Here is a 19,190-nt window from a genome sequence, read left to right on the forward strand (position 1 = left end):
TAAAAATAAAAATTGACGTTTCACGTTGTTTGTTTCGTTCAGTTTTCAAAGAACTTGTCCGCCGCTTCAGAAGCGACTTCATCATATTAACATCTTCATTTTTCGATGTCAACTAAGTTTTTAAATTTATTTTTTGTCGTTTTCTGCGTTTCCGCATCAGCGACGTTTATTAATATACCATCATGATTTTTAAATAACAAGTGTTTTTTATAAAAAACACAAAAAAATTATCTATCCTACTTTCTTCTATAGAAAGAACTATTATCCTTCCTACTAAAAATAGTTATTCTGATTGTATACTACTACACTTCATTCAACCAAATTGCATTTCACAATACCTTCCCAGGTTTTCATTCTCTTCTATATTAAAGTTGATAATAATTATCCTTCTATAGAATAACGATATAACTTAGCCGTAAGAAAAAATTCCATCCACATTAAACAATTCCAATGCAAATATAAACTTAAGAATATTGTTAGAATTTTTTTACATTTAATTAATGAAAAATATCCATTTTTTGTTATATAGTAAGAAAGGACGTACTCAACTATAAATAAACCAATGGAGGAATTATTTTATGGATAGGTTAACAAAGTTTTCATTAAAAAACCGAGCTGCCATTATCATCATGATTTTCCTTATTTCCATACTCGGTGTTTATTCCGGCTCTAAATTACCTATGGAATTTTTACCAAGTATCGACAATCCAGCAATTACCGTCACAACCTTATCTCAAGGACTCGATGCTGAAACGATGACAAAAGATGTAACTGATCCTCTCGAAAAACAATTTCGCAATTTAGAACACGTCGACACCATTACTTCTTCTACATACGAGGGATTATCACGTATCGATATTGCGTATACATCAAAAGCAAACATGAAAGATGCAGCACGCGAAGTCGAAAAAGCCGTCAATACAATTAAATTACCTAAAGATGTAACCAAGCCCGTAGTTAGTCAACTAAACACTTCTATGATTCCACTCGCCCAAATTACTATCCAGAAACAAAACGGGTTTTCAAAAGCAGATGAAAAACAAATTGAAAAAGAAATCGTACCACAACTCGAAAACATTGATGGTGTTGCTAATGTTATGTTTTTCGGAAAATCCACCTCTGAATTATCTATCGTACTTGATCCGAACCAATTAAAAAACAAAAACGTAACATCACAGCAGGTACTAACTGTTTTACAAGGAAAAGAAACTTCTACTCCAGCTGGGGCAATTACTGTTAATCAAGAAGAATACAATCTCCGCGTCATCGGGGACATAAAAAATGTAAATGACATTAAAAACATCACTGTGGCACCCCAAGTGAAATTACAAGACATTGCTCAAATCGAAATCAAACAACACTACGATACAATCTCACATATAAACGGCGAAGAAGGAACAGGATTAATCATCATGAAAGAACCGAGTAAAAATGCAGTTGCCATCGGAAAAGAGATTGATAAAAAAGTTAAAGAGATAAATAAGGAATATAAAGATCAATTTTCTATTAAACTTTTGGCTTCAACCCATGAACAAGTTGAAAATGCTGTTACTAGCATGGGAAAAGAAGTAATACTTGGAGCAATCGCTGCAACTCTAATTATCTTAATCTTTTTACGTAACTTCCGAACAACACTCATCGCTGTTGTCAGTATTCCATTATCTATTTTATTAACACTCTTTTTACTACATCAATCTAACATCACACTTAACATTTTAACCCTTGGTGGTTTAGCTGTTGCGGTTGGACGTCTCGTCGATGATAGTATCGTTGTCATCGAGAATATTTTCCGCCGTTTACAAAAAGATTCTTTCTCTAAAAATATTATTCTTGATGCAACGAAAGAAGTCGCCGTCGCAATTACTTCTTCTACTTTAACAACCGTCGCTGTTTTTTTACCTATCGGCCTCGTATCAGGAGCAATCGGAAAATTAATGTTACCTATGGTATTAGCAGTTGTATATTCTATTCTATCATCCTTAATCGTTGCACTAACAGTTGTTCCACTTATGGCTTTTTTACTACTCAAAAAAACAAAGCATCGAAAGCCAAGTTCTTCATCACGATATGTTGCTACGTTAAAGTGGTCTCTTTCTCATAAATTCATTATTCTACTTACTGCATTTTTATTATTTGCAGGATCAATTGCAGCCTATATATTACTACCGAAAGCAAACATAAAATCTGAGGACGACACAATGTTATCTATTAACATGACATTTCCAGCCGATTATAATGCTGAAGCTCAAAAACAAAAAGCATTCGATTTCGAAAAGAAATTACTTTCTAATTCAGATGTAACAGACGTTATTCTACGAATGGGATCTAGCGCAGAAGATGCACAATGGGGGCAAACAACTAAAAATAACCTCGCTAGTATATTTGTAGTCTTTAAAAAAGGTTCTGATATTGATCAATATATTAAAGAGTTAAAAAAGGAAAATAAAACTTTTGAGCCTGCTGAACTTGATTATATAAAAACAAGTTATTCAAGCTCCGGCGGCGGCAACAACTTACAATTTAACGTAACAGCTACTAACGAAGCGGATTTAAAAGAGGCGGCTACTATCGTCGAAACAAAACTAAAAAGCATGGACGATCTTTCTAAAGTAAAAACGAATTTAGAAGACTCTAAGAAAGAATGGCAAATTCATATTGATCAAACAAAGGCTGAACAACTAGGTTTAACACCAGAAATAGCTGCGCAACAAGTAGCATTCCTTATGAAGAAGTCACCTATTGGCGAAATTGCAATTAATAATGAAAAAACTACTATTATGATAGAACATAAAAAGGAAAACATTACTAAACAAGAAGATATTTTAAATACAAACATACTATCACCTACTAATGGACCAATTCCTTTAAAAGACATCGCAACTATTTCAGAAAAACAAACGCAAACAGAAATTTTCCATAAAGACGGAAAAGAAACAATTCAAATTACCGCCGAAGCTTCAAATGAAGACTTGAGTAAAGTAAACACAGCAGTAAATAAAGCGATAACTGACTTAGATTTACCTAGCGGTTCAAAAGTAAATATCGCAGGAGCTACTGAATCTATGCAAGAGAATTTTACAGATTTATTCAAAATTATGGGGATTGCAATCGGGATTGTATATTTAATTATGGTTATCACCTTCGGGCAAGCACGCGCTCCTTTTGCAATCCTATTCTCCTTACCGTTAGCTGCTGTCGGTGGTATTTTAGGATTACTCATTTCACGAACACCTGTTGATGTAAATTCCTTGATTGGCGCATTAATGTTAATCGGGATTGTTGTTACAAACGCTATTGTATTAATAGAAAGAGTCCAACAAAATCGGGAACACGGCATGGAAACTAGAGAAGCCTTACTTGAAGCAGGTTCTACTAGACTACGCCCAATTATTATGACAGCTATTACAACAATCGTTGCTATGCTCCCACTCCTATTTGGCCAATCCCAAGCAGGAAGTATGGTATCAAAAAGTTTAGCCGTCGTTGTCATCGGCGGTTTGGCAGTCTCAACTGTTCTTACATTAGTAGTCGTTCCAGTTATGTATGAACTATTAGATAAAATCGGGAGAAAAAGACGCTCCCGTAGGAAAATAAGCACTTCTACAGAAACACCTGATATTTAAAAACAAAAGGCGTTATCTTCACAAATGAAGATAACGCCTTCTCTCTACTTAGTCATATAATCCATCATTTTTTCCACATATTGCTCTATAGGTTTACTAGAATCCACAATCTAAATTACATCTGTTCTTCTTTATAATTAACCACAAATTCAACAATCATTACATCCTTTCCTTCTATATTAAAATACAAAAGAACCCCCTATCTATAAATAGAGAGTTCTCCTTTATAATTTATGCCGCTTTTACCTTTTTCGTTGTTTTACTTTTTCTTTTCGTTCCTGTAAAGCGCTTGTGTAATATAGACGCTATCAAGCGTGAAATAACATTGAATAGTAATACCATAATAATTAATACAGCTGCAGATTTTGTCGCAATCAACTTCGCATCTGGAATAACTCCTTCAGAATTTAATTTCCAAATGTGAACCGCTAATGTTTCAGCTGGTCTAAACGGATTTAAAGGATGCGCAGGGCTCGAGAAATCCGCTGCTGAATTTAAAATCGGGGATGTTAAACCCGCTGTATAAATTAATGCTGCCGCTTCTCCAAATATACGACCCGCCGCTAAAATAATACCTGTAATAATTTGCGGTAATGAAGATGGGATAATAATACGAGCGATTGTTTGCCACTTCGTTGCACCTAATCCAAGACTTGCTTCTTTTACATTATGAGGCACTTCTGAAATCGCATTTTCACAAACACGCGTTAAACCTGGTAAGTTTAAAATAGTTAAAGCAAGAGCACCACCCATTACTGTGTATCCCCAGCCTGTCATTGTAACGAACACCAACAAACCGAATAAACCAACAACAATAGAAGGTAAAGACGCCATTGTCTCAATGCATAAACGAACGAAATTTAAAAAGCGCCCTTGTTTTGCATACTCCGCTAAATATATTCCAGCACCTAACCCAAGAGGAATAGATATAATAAGCGTTATAACAAGCATGTAGAAGGAATTGAATAACTGTGGACCAATCCCACCACCAGCTCTTGTATTACTTGGTTCTCCAAACAAGAAATTAGGATCCCAAAATCCCCATCCCTTTTGTAAAATTTCAAACACTAAGAACACTAGCATAGCTACGACCAAAGCCGCAACCGCATAAAAGATACCTGTCCAAACTTTATTTACCGTTCTTGCATTCATTATTATCGCTCACCTCTTTGTCCAATCGCTCGAATTACTAAAATAAACAGGAATGAAATAACAAGTAAAATCATCGCTAAAGTCCATAGCGCATTGTTCCAAGCAGTTCCGTTCAATGTATTCGTCATATCCATTGTTAAAATACCAGTTAACGTCGCTGTTGGACTATATATTCCTTCTGGTAATTTAATCGTATTCCCGATTACCATTTGAACCGCTAGCGCTTCACCGAAAGCACGCGCTAAGCCTAAAACAACACCTGTTAAAATCCCTTTTTTCGCAGCAGGAACAATCACTCGGCTAATCGCTTGCCATTTCGTTGATCCTAGACCATAAGAAGCTTCTAAATAATCAAATGGAACAGAACGTATTGCATCAGAAGCGATACTAGCAATAGTAGGTAAAATCATAATACTTAATACAACAATACCTGCAATTAAACTAAAGCCCACTCCCCCAAACGAATCACGTAATAGTGGTACTAAAATCGTAACCCCTAATAATCCGTATACAACCGAAGGAATACCAACTAACAATTCTAGAACAGGCTTCAATACTTTATTTCCAAACTTCGGCGAAATTAAATTCATGAATATAGCAAGAGCTATAGCAATTGGTGCACTAATAATGACCGCACCTAACGAAACCACCGTTGAACCTACAATGAAAATCAAAGCCCCAAAGGATCCTTGATCAGCATTTGGATTCCATTTTGTCGATGTTAACATCTCAGTAAACGAGATACCACTTTGTGTAAAAGATTGAATACCTTTACCACAAATAAATGCAATAATAGCTAATGTAATTAAAACAATAAAAATACCGCAAAACGTAACAAGTGATCTTCCTATATATTCACTTTTCACGTAATTAATTTGTTTTTTCCCCTTCATCACAGGACAGACCCCACTTCACAGATTGAAATGAACAGGACTGACCTTGCAGCCAGCCCCATAAAACTTTATTACTTATTTAATTTAGACATTGGAATGTAGCCCATATCTTCTACTTGCTTTTCAAAGTCTTTACCTTTTACATAATCGATGTAAGCTTTTGTTGCTTCTTTCGCTTCACCTTTTGTTACCATATACTCGTAAGACCAGAATGGATATTTACCAGACGCAATGTTTTCAACTTTCGGTTCAGCACCATCAATTTTCACTGTTTGTAGTGCACCTTTTTTATCTCCAACCATATAAGACATTGCTAAATAACTTACTGAACCTGGAGTAGAATTGATAGCTTGCTCTACTGCACCGTTAGAATCTTGTGTTGTACCAGTTCCATCATTAATTTTCGCGTCTTTCATAATCGTTTTTTCAAATGTAGCACGTGTACCAGATGAAGCCGGACGATTAATTACGTTGATTTTTTCATCTTTTCCGCCTACTTCTTTCCAGTTTGTTACTTTTCCAGTGAAGATATCTTGTACTTGTTGCACCGTTAAGTTATCAACTTTTACATCTTTATTTACGACAAGAGCGAATGCAATACCCGCTACCTTGTTATCTACTAATTCTTTCGCCTTTTCAGCATCTTTTATTTTATCTCCGGCCGGAACATCTGAATTACCAATTTGTACTGCACCAGATGCTACTTGGTTAATCCCAGTTCCACTACCGCCACCTTGGACTTGAATAGAAACTTTTGAATTTTTCTCCATGAATTTCTTTCCAGCTTCCTCCGCAAGAGGTAGAAGAGCTGTAGAACCAGCTGCTGCAATCGTACCTGATAATTCTTGTTTTGTATTATCGCTTCCTTTAGCAGTTTCTTTACTAGTTGTATCTTCTGCTTTCCCACACCCAACTAATGCTCCTGCTACCACTAAAGCTGCTAAAGAAAATTTAATACCTTTTTTCATAACCATGTCTTGTACCCCCATTTGGATTATCACTTTTCGAATTCATTTTCTTTCGAACACAAATTCATTGTAGGACAACAATATTATGTGAGTGTTAAGCAATTTTTAATTTTAAGTAAATGACGATAATAATCCTTAAAAGCTAGGAATCCCAACATTTGTAGTTAAAGAAGCAAACAAAAACCACACTAACTATGCTGTAATGTAAATTTATTCTTAACAATGTAAATTCAATGTAAATGTTTTTCTATCTTTTTCCCTTTTAGTTAAAGTTACATTTACAATTCCGCTGTATTTTGTAACTTTTTCACGCCTAATTTATGCACATTAAAAAGAATTTCAGTAATATTTTTTAGTACAACTAAATAAATTGGAACAATTCTAAAATTAAATGAATATTTTTAAAGTACTAATTGACAGCATCATCCAATGTAGTCTACTATATTACTAACAAAAAGTTTACCTAAGGAAACTTTTTAAACTAACACTAACAATATAGAGAAGAGGTAACTTTTATGGTATCGGCTAATACTAAACCCCTTTCCGAGTTTAAAACAGGGGAATTTGTACAAATTGAGAAGATACAATTAGAAGGAACTATGAAACGACGTTTATTAGATTTGGGATTTATCCCTGGGGCAACGATTAAAGTATTGCAACGCAGTCCACTTGGAGATCCGGTCGCTTATCAAGTGAGCAACACAACTATTGCACTACGCAAAGAAGAAAGCTCCCTTATTTTCGGGGTATTAATAGGAGATGATTTCAGATGAGCAAACATCGTATCGCTTTAGCTGGTAACCCGAATACCGGGAAAAGTACATTATTTAATACTTTAACAGGTTTAAAACAACATACTGGAAACTGGACGGGGAAAACTGTTTTAAAAGCTGAAGGAGAATATGAACATAACGGAAGTAATTATACATTAATAGATTTACCCGGAACTTACTCGCTATACTCAAATTCCGCAGACGAAGAAGTAGCGAGGGATTATATTATATTTGAAAAACCAGAAGTAACTGTAGTTGTCATAGACGCAACTGCTATGGAAAGAAATTTAAATTTAGCACTACAGGTGATGGAGATGACAAATAATGTAGTCATTTGCATTAACTTAATTGATGAAGCAGAGAAAAAAGGCATTGTTATTGATGAAAAGAAATTAGCAAAATCACTTGGTGTACCTGTCGTTAAAATTTCAGCACGTAATCGAGTGGGTATTGGTCATTTGCTAAATGTTATTGCGAAAGTAGCAAATAAAAAACTAATTCCAACACCAATTAAAATTACTTACAGCGAAAAAATCGAAAATATGATTCAAGAATTAGAACCACAAATTTATAAAGTGTTCGGTGATACGTATCCAGCACGTTGGATTGCGTTACGTATATTAGATGGAGATAAAAATTTCTTAACTACACTTCAAAAACACCATAATGAACCGCTTGTAAGGGAGGTCGTAATTAATGGAATCTCACTCAGCCAGTAAAGCTCTTCCATTAGACTATATTATTCAACACGCACAAACACTTTCAAAAGAAGATATACGAGATGATATAGTCGGAGATATTTACCGAACATCTGCAAGCATATGTAAAGAATCCGTTCAATATACAAATACTGATAAATTATATCGTTCCGAAAAACTAGATAAAGTTTTCACATCTCCAATCTGGGGATTCCCAATTATGCTCGGTATTTTATCTATTATTTTTTATCTTACAATTGCAGGTGCTAACGTACCATCTGATATGATTGCCGAATTCTTCGGATGGGCTGAAGGATATTTAACATCTTGGTTCCAAGCTGCTCATGCACCTGAATGGTTACATGGCATTTTAATACTTGGTTTATTCCGTGGTATCGGTGCTGTTATTAGTGTTATGTTACCCCCTATGGCAATCTTTTTTCCTATGTTCGCGCTATTAGAAAACTACGGATACTTACCACGTGTCGCGTTTAATATGGACCGCTTATTCAAACGATCTGGTGCACACGGGAAACAATCTTTAACAATGGCAATGGGATTTGGTTGTAATGCAGCAGCCATTATGTCAACACGTATCATTGAATCACCACGTGAACGTATGCTAGCAATTTTAACGAACAACTTCGTTCCTTGTAACGGTCGCTGGCCTATGTTAATTTTAATGGCTTCACTATTTATGGCTGCTGGTTATACAGGCAGTATGCAAACATTGGTTACTGCTGGCGTTGTAGTTGGAATGGTTGTAATTGGTGTTATTATGACATTAACTGTTTCTTGGGTACTATCAAAAACAGCTTTAAAAGGGGTTCCAACTCACTACACACTTGAGTTACCTCCGTACCGCAAGCCAAAAGTTTGGAATACAATTGTTCGGGCAACACTCGATAAATCAATCTACGTTTTAAAACGAGCTATAGTTGTTGCTGCCCCTGCGGCTGCATTAACTTGGTTACTTGCTAACATTTTTATCGGTGACACAAGCTTACTTATGTATTTTGTAAATTTCCTAGATCCATTTGCTAAAATGTTAGGACTTGACGGGTTTATTCTAGCTGCATTCATTCTTGGACTACCCGCTAATGAAATTGTAATCCCAATTTTATTAATGTCTTACTTATCAACTGGGGCTTTAACTGAAATAGATGATTTTAATCAAATTAAAAATCTATTCCCAGAAAATGGCTGGACTTGGTTAACAGCGTTAAACACAATGTTGTTCTCACTTCTTCATTTCCCGTGCGGAACAACACTGGTTAACATATACAAAGAAACAAAAAGTGCAAAATGGACATTCTTATCGTTTGCAATCCCTACCGTTATCGCCATTGTTGTTACATTCCTCTCTACACAATTGGTACATTGGTTAGGGCTTGTATAAAACAAAGCATACATAGAAGGCATCCCCCTTCACATATGCTTTGCCCGAAAGAAACCTGAAGATCATTCAGGTTTCTTTTTTTGCACATCAGTATTCCACGGCTGCGCTCCATACGTTGTGAGTTTTTTATGAATGAAATATATAGCCCCTGGCAGCACCGCCATTAATATCGTGCAACTAATTCCCAATCCAGTAAACAACTTATATCACCTTATTTCACTCTTTTCGGTAAAGCTGAACCTGAATGTTCAATTGTTGGATGAACATGAACAGTAATTTCAGCATTACTAAAGTAATTTTCGCCTTGATCCCAATTCTTACTTATTTTTGTCCATTCTTTATAATTATGTCGTTTATACACTTCCCCTAACTCTAATACATCTACCTTATATTTTTTTTGAACAAGCTTAATCGATTTTTGAATACGCTCCTCCATTTCTTCCGATATATCCCTCTCTAAACGCTTTTCATTCAAAACCTTTTTATGATCACTAAAGTGCAACTCAGCTATTGTACCTTCCAAAAATAAATGAATATTAAATTTCGGTTTTGTAGCATTCGTTGTGGATACTTTAATTTTTCGACGTAACTTATGAATTTCATATGTAATAAGTTGATTCTTTTTACGGATGGTAAAAAAACCTCCAATTTTTTTACCTATTATATAATTCATCCCTAATGTTTCTTCCCCACTCAAATTGCCTACACACTTATTATCCTTTCCACGAAACAATGCTGCACCGTTCATTTGTACTCCTTGCTTTGTTAGTTCCAGAATAGGCAATACGAAACTTCGGTTAGAGATCATCTTTTCCTGCACCTCACCAATTCTTGCAGCCTCAATCATTTGGGCATTTTTCGGAGGGTGTTCAGCTAACATATCAATATACTGCGCCGGTAAATTTTCAGGCTTGGCACTTTGTTTTAAAATAGCTTCGGCATTTTTATTAGAAACGAACAAACGAATATTTCTTCTCATCTCATGATCGCGAATATATACATCTAACGTATTTTGTAAAATGTATGGATGTGAAAGTAATTCTTCAGAGAAAATAATCACCTGTATATGAGGGAAAAATAATGTTCGACTAATTTTTTTAGCGATTATTCTTATTTGTTCAAACACACTATCTGCTTTCGCACTAACATTAATATAATTTTCGCTATCCCCCCCACCCCCTTGTCCGCCCTGTTGAGACAATTTACTGGGGAGTACCATCTGATAGGTCCCTTTCATAATTGGATTCGCTTTCTTCTCCTTCACAATATCGTAAGCCGCTCCTACTACAAATCCTCTTTCTTCTATCTCTTCTAACTCAGAACACCCACTCATACATCCAGTTAAAGCCATAACCATTATAATTTTAAGAAGGTGTTTCATTTCCACCATTCCTTCTTTTTATTTTATATACAATTAAAACGAGCAAAGGCGCTAACACAACAACTCCCATATCTATCCAAGCTAAATAAGTCCCATAACTTGATAAAGTATTCAAACTACTAGGTATCATATTCACCATAAAAATAATCGGGGCACTTACGAAAATAAAAATATGTTTCTTCACTTTCGGAAACATAGCACAAAACAATAAAGATGCGACGTCATAATACATTGCCGTAGTGTTATAAATAGTAATAATCCAAGTCGTAAAAAAAATCGCATCAAACCTTTCTAAAAATCCTCCACCAATTTCAATTTCTTTCCCTAATTCAATTGTTGGATATGTCAATCCACGTGTTGTCATATACGTAAAAACACTAATACAAGTTACATAAATTAAAATGTACGACAACACGTTTACCATCACCGCTTTCGCAACTGCCATTGGCGCTTTTTTCGCTGCCTTATCATTTAGCAACACCGCATAAAACAGAGCTACTTCAAATCCAATAAACGTAAAAATAGAATTTTTAACTCCAACAGCATATTGACTTACTTTAGTTTGAAAAGCTGGTAGTAAATTATTTATTTCCATTAAATTTATATTCAATAAAGAAAGAAGCACTATCGCAATTAAAACAATAGGTAAGAATAAAACATTTAACCTTAATAAGGCCGCTCTTGATCCTGCTATTCCGTAAATAACAACTAATAAGAAAAAGAAAGACAGTAGTTGTATCGGTGTATCACTAAATAAATACGTTTGAGAAATAACTGAAATCATTCGCGATTCATATGCTGTCAAAGCAGCAAACGTTAATACTAAAATGCTACTAATTGTGTATGCAACAGGCTTCGTCAAATGCGCACTCGTATATTGAACAAAGTTTTGTTTTGGGAATAAGATAGCCACTCTCGTCACAAACCAGCCTAAAACTGCACAGACCAATCCACCCAAAAGCAAAATAACCCAACCGTCCGAAAATAAAGTTTGGCTAGCGATATCTCTTGGCATAGACAATGCCCCTATACCAATAATTGTTGACGATACCGCAAATCCAATTTCCCGAGATCCAATCTCTTCATCGCCATACTCAAATGGTTTCAATTATTTTCGCTCCTTTGGACGTATTGTAGAATCTTTTGTTTGTAAGTACTCTGGTCTATCTTTCAACATCGATTTTGGCATGCGAATAAATTCTTCTTTCCAATCTTTATAAAATGCAGGAGCAATTGGAGTTGTATACGGTATACCAACACTCGTTAAATTTGTAATATGAATAGCAAGTGCGATCAGAGCTAGAATGATCCCATACAACCCAAAAGCCGTTGCAGCTAATACAAAGACAAAAAGTAAAATTCGGAACGTAATTGTAATACTATATACAGGAAGCGAGAACGTAGCAATCGCAGTAACCGCAATAATAATAACTAAAAACGGATTTACAATTCCTGCATTTACCGCAGCTTCTCCAATTACAAGACCTCCTACAATCCCTATCGTTTGTCCCATCGGTTTCGGCAATCGGATTCCAGCTTCTCGTATTAATTCCATAGTCAAGGCCATCATTAACGTTTCAATATATGCTGGAAACGGAACACCTTCCCTCGCACCCGCAATTGAATAAGCCAGTTTAGAAGGAATAAGTCCTTGATGATAAGATACAAGTGCTACATACATAGCTGGTAACAAAACCGCAATTATACCTGATCCCATACGTAAAAATCTTAATAACGTTCCAATCACCCAGCGCTCGTAATGATCTTCTACAGATTGAAAAATATCAACAAATACGAGTGGCGCGATAAGAGCAAATGGGGATCCATCTACTAAAATGGCCGCCTTCCCTTTCGCTAATGAGGCTATAATATTATCAGGCCTCTCCGTATTCAAAAATTGTGGAAATGGGGATAAATTATTATCCTGAATTAATTGTTCAATCGTACCTGTTTCCAAAACGACATCTGTCACTATTGATTGAAGACGGCGATCTAACTCTTTTACAATGTGAGGATTAATAATATCTTCTATATATACTAGGGTTACTTCTTTCTGCGATCGCTTCCCCATAATATAAGATTGGAACCTCAACTTTGGATCGCGTAAACTGCGTCGGATTAACATTTTATTCACATTAATATCTTCATTTAATCCAACTCTCGGTCCGCGTATTAAATCTTCTGTCACTGGTGGCTCTAAACTTCGCTTCTCCCAAGCCCTACTATTAATAACGATAGCAGTTTGAATATTATCAATTAATATAACTGTATCTCCCGCTAAAATCGCATTCATAATATCTGGAAACTTCGTCTTTACACCCACTTCTGCGATAGAAATAAAACGATCCAATAACGTTTGAACAACAGCTTCCTCATTTTGAATTTCTTCGTATTGCAGTGTGCGAATGACATATTTATAAACATTATCCTTATCTGTTAATCCGCATAAAAACACAACCGCACAACGTGTAAAACTCCCAGCAAGAGCAACTTCTCTAATTGTTAAATCATTAGGTGAACCTAACTCATCCCTAATTTCTTTCATAACTTCAAATAAGTTACCTTCAAGCTCTAACAATTTCCCCACCTAACTTCCTTTTCAACAAGTTTTTAGTTAGATTCCGCTAATAGAAGGAAATATATACAAAAAAGAGCTATCTCTTTACAAAGATAGCTCCAATAAACGAATTACTTTTCTACTATTATACTGTTTTTCTTTATAGATACACCTTTTGTAAATCCACTAACTACAAACATCACAATCATATTAATTAACAATGCGACTATACCTACATTCAAATCTTTTATATACTGCGGAAAACTCGGAAACATCGTGGCTATAGTTGAACCAGATAAGGTAATATATGCGACCACTAACAGCCCAACTCCCATTCCTGCAATCGCTCCTTGCTTCGTAATAATTTGGCGTGGAAACAAGCTACATACAAGTGCAGGGAAAAGTTGCGTAACGATACTGTATCCCATTAAAAGAAGGGCTCCTATTGTTTCTCCTCCTTTAAATGTAAATAAAACTGCTACGAGCGTTACTGCAGGTACAAATAACTTTGCGGCTTTAGCAACTTGTCTATCTGAAGCTGACGGAACGATCGTTCGGTAAATATTTTTCGCTAACAGTGTAGAAGCCGCCATAACAAGCATAGAGCCTGGAACCAATGCCGTTAATACTCCCGCACTACCAATAATCCCAATAAACCAAGGGTCAAAAGTTTGTAAAGCAAGACGGACTAACGAAAGATCTACATCCGCTCCCTTTAACCCAGGAACTTGCAATATAGCAGCAAACCCTGCAAAAAATACGAAAAGTAACACTAAAGAATACAATGGCATAATTGCTGCATTTTTACGAAATACTTTTTCATTTTTTGCAGAAAAAGCAGAAGCAAATGTATGAGGCCACATATAGAAGCCGAGGGCCGTTAATATAATAGTAGAAACAAACCAAGAAATACTCATTCCTTCTTCAGGTAAAGATAAAAACCCCGGTTTCGCTGCTTCTACAGCTTCAAACATCGGCTGAAATCCTCCATAATAATGATACGGTAAATATATACCTAAAAACATAACGATAAACAGTATCATAATATCCTTCAAAGCAGCCGTCCAAGCTGAACCGTGTATACCTGAAACCATTACATATATAGTTATAACAATGGCACCAATCCAAACCGCAACAACAGGTGACACCCTTCCGTAAGACGCTTCTGAAACGATAATTCCCAGTCCTTTTAACTGTAAAACAAGATATGGGATGATGGAAACAACACCAACAATTGAGACAATAAGTCCAAGCGCTTTACTTCTATATTTCTTCGCAAAAAAATCCGACTGTGAAACAAGGTTATGCTCTTTCGCATACTTCCAAATCGGTGGCAATAAAAAATACGATAAAAGATAAGCTAAAGCGCCATAACCTAAAATATAAAAGGTAGGCGCGCCTTTACTATACGCCCAACCGCTTCCCCCTAAAAATGTAAACGTCGTATAAATTTCACCTGCCATAAGGAGAAAAACAAAAATAGTGCCAAATCCTCTTCCCCCAACTGACCATTGCTCTAAATCCATATCTTTTCCATGTTGTGCCCGAATCCCTAAAAATAATGCGAGAAACAAAAATAAAATAATGATAAGTAATGCAGTCATTTTACATCCTCCTTATTAGCAGGATCAAACACGTACACAAGCCCCATACAAAGAGATGTAATAAACACTGATAATAATACCCAAAATAATAAAAATGGCATCCCTAATACGTAAGGAGTAACTGAATTCGCAAATATTGGCCCAACTACTAAACAAAGAACTGGAATAAGCGCTAGGATGTATATTTTCTTCATCTCATTCTCCTTTACTTATAAAATTCATAATGGCTGATACAAAGACTTCGACTCCAATCGGTAATGCATCTTCGTCAATTGTAAAACGAGGGTGATGGTGAGGATATATAATACCTTTCTCTTTATTTCCTGCTCCGATAAAAAAGAATGTCCCCGGTGCCTTTTGTAAAAACGCTGAAAAATCTTCTCCAGCCATCGTCGGCTGTAAACGAACAACTCTATCCCTTCCATAAAGTTGTAATGCCGTTTGTTCAATAAGATCTGTAGCTTCATAGTCATTTACAACTGGTCGATATCCATATTCATATGAAAATGTATATTTCGCTCCGTAAGATTCCGTAATATACTTCACAATCCGCTCAATCTTCTTCTCTGTTTCACCTCGTAATTCATGTCTTAAACTTCTCACTGTCCCTTCAATCTCCGCTTGCTCTGGTATTACATTATGAGTTGTCCCCGCATGAAATTGTGTAACAGATATTACGAGAGAATCTAATGGATTCGTGAGGCGAGATACAATTTGCTGAAGTTGCGAAACGACTTGTGTTCCGATTGCGATACTATCCACCGTTTCATGAGGGATTCCAGCATGTCCACCTTTTCCCTCTATCTTAATTTTAAAAACATCCGGTGCAGCCATTGCAGGACCATAAATAACGCCTATTTTCCCAACCTCTAACGACGCCCAAAGGTGAGCACCAATAATATAATCCACACCTTCCATTACACCTGCAGCAACCATCTCCTCTGCACCACCAGGGAAATTCTCTTCAGCATGTTGGAATAGAAAACGAATCTCCCCTTTAATCTTCTCTCTTTCTTCCACTAACTTATGTACGACTCCAAGTAATATCGCTATATGTCCATCATGACCGCATGCATGCATCACACCTTTATATGTAGAAATAAAATCAAACTCATTTTCTTCATGAATAGGAAGAGCATCCATATCGGCTCGAACCGCAACTGTTTTGCCCGGCTGTTTACCTACTAACTTTGCCATCACACTATATTTAGTCGGCCGTGACACTTCTAAATACGGGGATTTTCGAAGTATGTCGAACACAAACTGCGATGTTTTTTCTTCTTGAAAAGATAACTCTGGATACTTATGAAAATGCCTTCTCCACTCAACTAACTGATTTTTTGACAAAACAAGTTCCTTTGCAACATCCATACCCCTTCACTCCTTCTTCACCAAGTTAAATGTTATTATAACGTGAATTGTTAACTTTTAAAAGAATCTTCTGAATTTTCAGTGATAATAAACTAAAAAGAAAAAGCCATCCAAAAGATGACTTTTTCATTATCATAAAATAGTAATTGCTTGTTTTCCCATTTGCTCCCAAGCTTTCTCAAATTCTGCTCGTGGAACAGCCAAACGCGGATTATTTTTAAGAGGATCATTTACATATACAAAGTTTTGATCATATCCAATTACTACTGCACTATGCTCATAATATGTAATTTTCACTTCGCCCGAACTCGTATTCCATGTTTCAAAACTACTTTCAGCTAGCGGCTTAAACGTCGTATTGATAATGACCCATACCGGTGAACCAGAACTAATTACTTTATATATATCTTGCATGTCTCTACCTGTTAAATTAATTACTTTTTCAGGAACATATTTTTCTGCTAAATTAAAAATCGGTTGATTATATACACCATATCCAGGCTCTGCCTTTGTGTAAATATTTCCAACAAACCCTTCGTAAGGATTTCCCCGTACGCCATTTTGTTCAAATGGAACGCGATGAATTTCGCTAGCAAGTTGCATCTTATCTACTTGTACACCTTTATATTGCAGCAACATAGCTAAACTTGTCACTTCACATCCTCGAGGTAATTCTGGTAATTGTTTAATAAACGGAACATCTTCAATCATAGCTGCTTCTTTCATTTCAGATAGAAACTCTAAGCGTAGAACTTGCGCCTTTTGCATGATTTTATCTTTTCCTATAAAAAATGCAGCAGCAAGTATAATCCCAAAAACAAAAAGATATTTTAACTTTTTCATTATAAACAAAACTCCATTAATTATTATTTTACAGACACAACTCTTATCATTGTACCCTTCTTCTTACTAGTTTGCTAGAAAGATCATGTGAATTATCGCTCATAGAATTAATTGTAAAAATTCTAATTATTTTTAATAAAAAGAAAAATAAATATACATTTCCAGAATATTTTGCTAAAATCAAAATTGTTAACATAGTGAAGATATCACCATGTTAACAAACATTCTTAGAGTATTTAGTCATAGTTCGTTTTTTTACATACTCCATTCATTTCATAGCAAATAAACCGAGTGTGTGTTGCATCCCCCACTAATGATTAAAAACTCAGAATAAAACGAAGTTCACACATTCAAGAAAATACGGGGTGAGGGGCATATGAATCAACAAATTGAACAAACAGATTTAAAACGAACAATGAAAAGTAGACACCTATTTATGATTGCACTCGGCGGCGTTATCGGAACCGGTCTATTTATGGGATCTGGTCAAATCGTCCATAATGCCGGACCTGGCGGTGCTATTCTTGCATTTTTAGTCGGTGGATTTGTTATGTATTTAACGATGTTATGTCTTGGTGAATTATCCGTTGCTATGCCAGAAGCAGGTTCATTCCAAAGCTATGCAAGCAAATTTATTTCACCTGGTTTTGGATTTGTTGTCGGTTGGATGTATTGGCTAAATTGGGCTGTTACGGTGGGAGTAGAGTTAACAACTGTAAGTATTTTAATGAAACGCTGGTTTCCAGACGTTTCTTCATGGATTTGGTGCGTTACATTTGCAGCAGCACTCTTCCTCGTAAACGCTTTATCAGCAAAAGCATATGCAGAAGCAGAGTTTTGGTTCGCAAGTGTAAAAGTCGCGACAATTGCTATTTTCATCGTACTTGGTGGCGCTGTTATGTTCGGTCTACTAGACTTTAATGGAAAGCCAGCTCCAATGCTTCATAATTTCACTGAAAATGGCGGGCTATTTCCAAACGGCGCATTAGCTGTTCTTCTTACGATGATTACAGTAAATTACTCCTTCCAAGGAACAGAATTAATCGGAATCGCTTCAGGAGAAAGTGAAAACCCTGAAAAAACAATTCCAAAAGCAATCAAAAACACAATTTGGCGAACTCTCTTCTTCTTCGTCTTAGCGATATCAGTTGTTGTAGGTTTACTCCCATGGCAAGAGGCTAATCTAGTCGAAAGTCCCTTTGTACTTGTTTTTGATGTAGCCGGTGTACCATATGCAGCAGACATTATGAACTTCGTTATTATTACAGCTGTATTATCCGTTGCTAACTCTGGTCTATACGCAAATTCTCGTATGCTTTGGGCGATGGCAAAACAAGGAATGGCAAGTCCAGCATTTACGAAATTAACTAAAAAAGGTGTACCGCTAAATGCACTAATTTTCAGCCTAATTTTCGCTAGCCTTTCTTTATTAACAAGTGTATTTGCGGCAGATACTGTCTTTCTAGTTTTAACATCTATTGCAGCAATGGCTGCTGTTGTCGTGTGGATGTCAATCGCCGCTTCACAGTTTTTCTTCCGTAGAAATTTCGTGAAAAATGGTGGCGACATAAATGATTTAAAATATCGTACACCGCTCTATCCGCTAGTTCCAATCGTAGCGTTCTCACTTAATTTCATTACATTTGTTAGTTTGGCTTTCATTCCAGATCAAAGAATTGCTCTTTATTGTGGCATTCCATTTATGATTATTTGTTACATTTTATACCAAGTTAAATATAAAAAAGTTGTCACACTTGAACAGCCACGAACTGTCACACGATAAATAAACTAAATATACAAAATATTCAGCTATCTTCCTTATGATAAGATAGCTTTTTTCTATTTCTTGGATATCCTGGTATAACTTTATTTATCTTAAAATTTTCACAATCACGTTTTTCTCTGGAAAATAGTTTACAATGTAATCA

At 35.8% G+C, this 19,190-nt stretch carries 16 protein-coding genes and 1 pseudogene; 5 read left to right on the forward strand and 12 right to left on the reverse strand.

Features of this window, described 5'->3' with window-relative positions; genetic code table 11:
- The first annotated feature begins 578 nt into the window (after nt 1-578).
- Nucleotides 579-3,623, forward strand: coding sequence for an efflux RND transporter permease subunit (locus ACODS7_RS19560; RefSeq protein WP_098630110.1), 3,045 nt, complete (start codon nt 579-581; stop codon nt 3,621-3,623).
- A 44-nt stretch (nt 3,624-3,667) separates the two neighbouring features.
- Here the strand turns inward: ACODS7_RS19560 and ACODS7_RS19565 are convergent.
- From ACODS7_RS19565 to ACODS7_RS19580, 4 genes and pseudogenes are all read right to left on the reverse strand, one after another.
- Nucleotides 3,668-3,733: pseudogene (locus tag ACODS7_RS19565) on the reverse strand (AAA family ATPase); the annotation flags it as partial.
- Between the two features lie 121 nt (nt 3,734-3,854).
- Entirely contained in the window at nt 3,855-4,775 is a 921-nt protein-coding gene (gene pstA, locus ACODS7_RS19570; RefSeq protein WP_016083491.1) for a phosphate ABC transporter permease PstA, read from the reverse strand.
- Between the two features lie 2 nt (nt 4,776-4,777).
- Nucleotides 4,778-5,668, reverse strand: a complete 891-nt coding sequence (gene pstC / locus ACODS7_RS19575; protein ID WP_000676676.1) for a phosphate ABC transporter permease subunit PstC — start codon at nt 5,666-5,668, stop codon at nt 4,778-4,780.
- 71 nt (nt 5,669-5,739) lie between these two features.
- Nucleotides 5,740-6,642, reverse strand: coding sequence for a phosphate ABC transporter substrate-binding protein PstS family protein (locus tag ACODS7_RS19580; RefSeq protein WP_029441648.1), 903 nt, complete (start codon nt 6,640-6,642; stop codon nt 5,740-5,742).
- A 509-nt stretch (nt 6,643-7,151) separates the two neighbouring features.
- Here ACODS7_RS19580 and ACODS7_RS19585 point away from each other — a divergent pair.
- Genes ACODS7_RS19585 through ACODS7_RS19595 form a run of 3 tightly spaced genes read left to right on the forward strand, consistent with a single transcriptional unit; the run spans nt 7,152 to nt 9,506 of the window.
- Nucleotides 7,152-7,409: a FeoA family protein gene (locus tag ACODS7_RS19585; RefSeq protein WP_000252989.1), complete on the forward strand. Its 258-nt coding sequence runs from the start codon at nt 7,152-7,154 to the stop codon at nt 7,407-7,409.
- Nucleotides 7,406-8,128, forward strand: a complete 723-nt coding sequence (locus tag ACODS7_RS19590; RefSeq protein WP_000033865.1) for a FeoB small GTPase domain-containing protein — start codon at nt 7,406-7,408, stop codon at nt 8,126-8,128. The genes ACODS7_RS19585 and ACODS7_RS19590 overlap by 4 nt, the downstream gene beginning before the upstream one ends.
- A complete protein-coding gene (locus ACODS7_RS19595; RefSeq protein WP_243168525.1) occupies nt 8,106-9,506 on the forward strand; it encodes a nucleoside recognition domain-containing protein in 1,401 nt (466 codons plus the stop codon). The genes ACODS7_RS19590 and ACODS7_RS19595 overlap by 23 nt, the downstream gene beginning before the upstream one ends.
- A gap of 62 nt (nt 9,507-9,568) precedes the next feature.
- Here ACODS7_RS19595 and ACODS7_RS19600 read toward each other — a convergent pair whose 3' ends face one another.
- The 8 genes from ACODS7_RS19600 to ACODS7_RS19635 all read right to left on the reverse strand — a co-directional run bounded on the left by ACODS7_RS19600 (nt 9,569) and on the right by ACODS7_RS19635 (nt 17,262).
- Entirely contained in the window at nt 9,569-9,706 is a 138-nt protein-coding gene (locus ACODS7_RS19600) for a hypothetical protein (RefSeq protein WP_000493991.1), read from the reverse strand.
- Nucleotides 9,707-9,717: 11 nt separating this feature from the next.
- On the reverse strand, nt 9,718-10,887 hold the full coding sequence (gene gerLC / locus ACODS7_RS19605) for a spore germination protein GerLC (RefSeq protein ID WP_016083493.1): 1,170 nt from the start codon (nt 10,885-10,887) through the stop codon (nt 9,718-9,720).
- Complete coding sequence (gerLB, locus tag ACODS7_RS19610) at nt 10,871-11,995, reverse strand: spore germination protein GerLB (RefSeq protein WP_016083494.1); 1,125 nt, start codon at nt 11,993-11,995, stop codon at nt 10,871-10,873. The genes gerLC and gerLB overlap by 17 nt, the downstream gene beginning before the upstream one ends.
- Complete coding sequence (gene gerLA / locus ACODS7_RS19615) at nt 11,996-13,474, reverse strand: spore germination protein GerLA (RefSeq protein WP_103574563.1); 1,479 nt, start codon at nt 13,472-13,474, stop codon at nt 11,996-11,998.
- Nucleotides 13,475-13,575: 101 nt separating this feature from the next.
- On the reverse strand, nt 13,576-15,048 hold the full coding sequence (locus ACODS7_RS19620; protein WP_029441645.1) for a sodium:solute symporter family protein: 1,473 nt from the start codon (nt 15,046-15,048) through the stop codon (nt 13,576-13,578).
- Nucleotides 15,045-15,242, reverse strand: coding sequence for a DUF3311 domain-containing protein (locus ACODS7_RS19625; protein WP_000725525.1), 198 nt, complete (start codon nt 15,240-15,242; stop codon nt 15,045-15,047). Before ACODS7_RS19625 ends, ACODS7_RS19620 begins: the two co-directional genes overlap by 4 nt.
- 1 nt (nt 15,243) lies before the next feature.
- A complete protein-coding gene (locus ACODS7_RS19630) occupies nt 15,244-16,419 on the reverse strand; it encodes an amidohydrolase (protein ID WP_016083497.1) in 1,176 nt (391 codons plus the stop codon).
- Nucleotides 16,420-16,551: 132 nt separating this feature from the next.
- The gene (locus ACODS7_RS19635) at nt 16,552-17,262 is read right to left on the reverse strand and encodes a C39 family peptidase (RefSeq protein ID WP_000734491.1); all 711 of its coding nucleotides are present in this window, start codon (nt 17,260-17,262) and stop codon (nt 16,552-16,554) included.
- 376 nt (nt 17,263-17,638) lie between these two features.
- On the opposite strand from ACODS7_RS19635, the gene ACODS7_RS19640 reads away from it, so the two are divergent.
- Nucleotides 17,639-19,045, forward strand: coding sequence for an amino acid permease (locus ACODS7_RS19640; RefSeq protein ID WP_243168526.1), 1,407 nt, complete (start codon nt 17,639-17,641; stop codon nt 19,043-19,045).
- Nucleotides 19,046-19,190 lie beyond the last annotated feature (145 nt).

The sequence above is a fragment of the Bacillus sp. FG16 genome (assembly GCF_057809515.1).

What these genes read in the sequence shown, in the direction of transcription:
- ACODS7_RS19585 (WP_000252989.1), top strand. Translation starts at nt 7,152, where the DNA reads ATGGTATCGGCTAATACTAAACCCCTTTCCGAGTTTAAAACAGGGGAA.
- ACODS7_RS19580 (WP_029441648.1), bottom strand. Translation starts at nt 6,642, where the DNA reads ATGGTTATGAAAAAAGGTATTAAATTTTCTTTAGCAGCTTTAGTGGTA.
- gerLC (WP_016083493.1), bottom strand. Translation starts at nt 10,887, where the DNA reads ATGAAACACCTTCTTAAAATTATAATGGTTATGGCTTTAACTGGATGT.
- ACODS7_RS19620 (WP_029441645.1), bottom strand. Translation starts at nt 15,048, where the DNA reads ATGACTGCATTACTTATCATTATTTTATTTTTGTTTCTCGCATTATTT.
- ACODS7_RS19635 (WP_000734491.1), bottom strand. Translation starts at nt 17,262, where the DNA reads ATGAAAAAGTTAAAATATCTTTTTGTTTTTGGGATTATACTTGCTGCT.
- ACODS7_RS19595 (WP_243168525.1), top strand. Translation starts at nt 8,106, where the DNA reads ATGGAATCTCACTCAGCCAGTAAAGCTCTTCCATTAGACTATATTATT.
- ACODS7_RS19560 (WP_098630110.1), top strand. Translation starts at nt 579, where the DNA reads ATGGATAGGTTAACAAAGTTTTCATTAAAAAACCGAGCTGCCATTATC.
- pstA (WP_016083491.1), bottom strand. Translation starts at nt 4,775, where the DNA reads ATGAATGCAAGAACGGTAAATAAAGTTTGGACAGGTATCTTTTATGCG.
- ACODS7_RS19590 (WP_000033865.1), top strand. Translation starts at nt 7,406, where the DNA reads ATGAGCAAACATCGTATCGCTTTAGCTGGTAACCCGAATACCGGGAAA.
- ACODS7_RS19630 (WP_016083497.1), bottom strand. Translation starts at nt 16,419, where the DNA reads ATGGATGTTGCAAAGGAACTTGTTTTGTCAAAAAATCAGTTAGTTGAG.
- ACODS7_RS19625 (WP_000725525.1), bottom strand. Translation starts at nt 15,242, where the DNA reads ATGAAGAAAATATACATCCTAGCGCTTATTCCAGTTCTTTGTTTAGTA.
- pstC (WP_000676676.1), bottom strand. Translation starts at nt 5,668, where the DNA reads ATGAAGGGGAAAAAACAAATTAATTACGTGAAAAGTGAATATATAGGA.
- ACODS7_RS19640 (WP_243168526.1), top strand. Translation starts at nt 17,639, where the DNA reads ATGAATCAACAAATTGAACAAACAGATTTAAAACGAACAATGAAAAGT.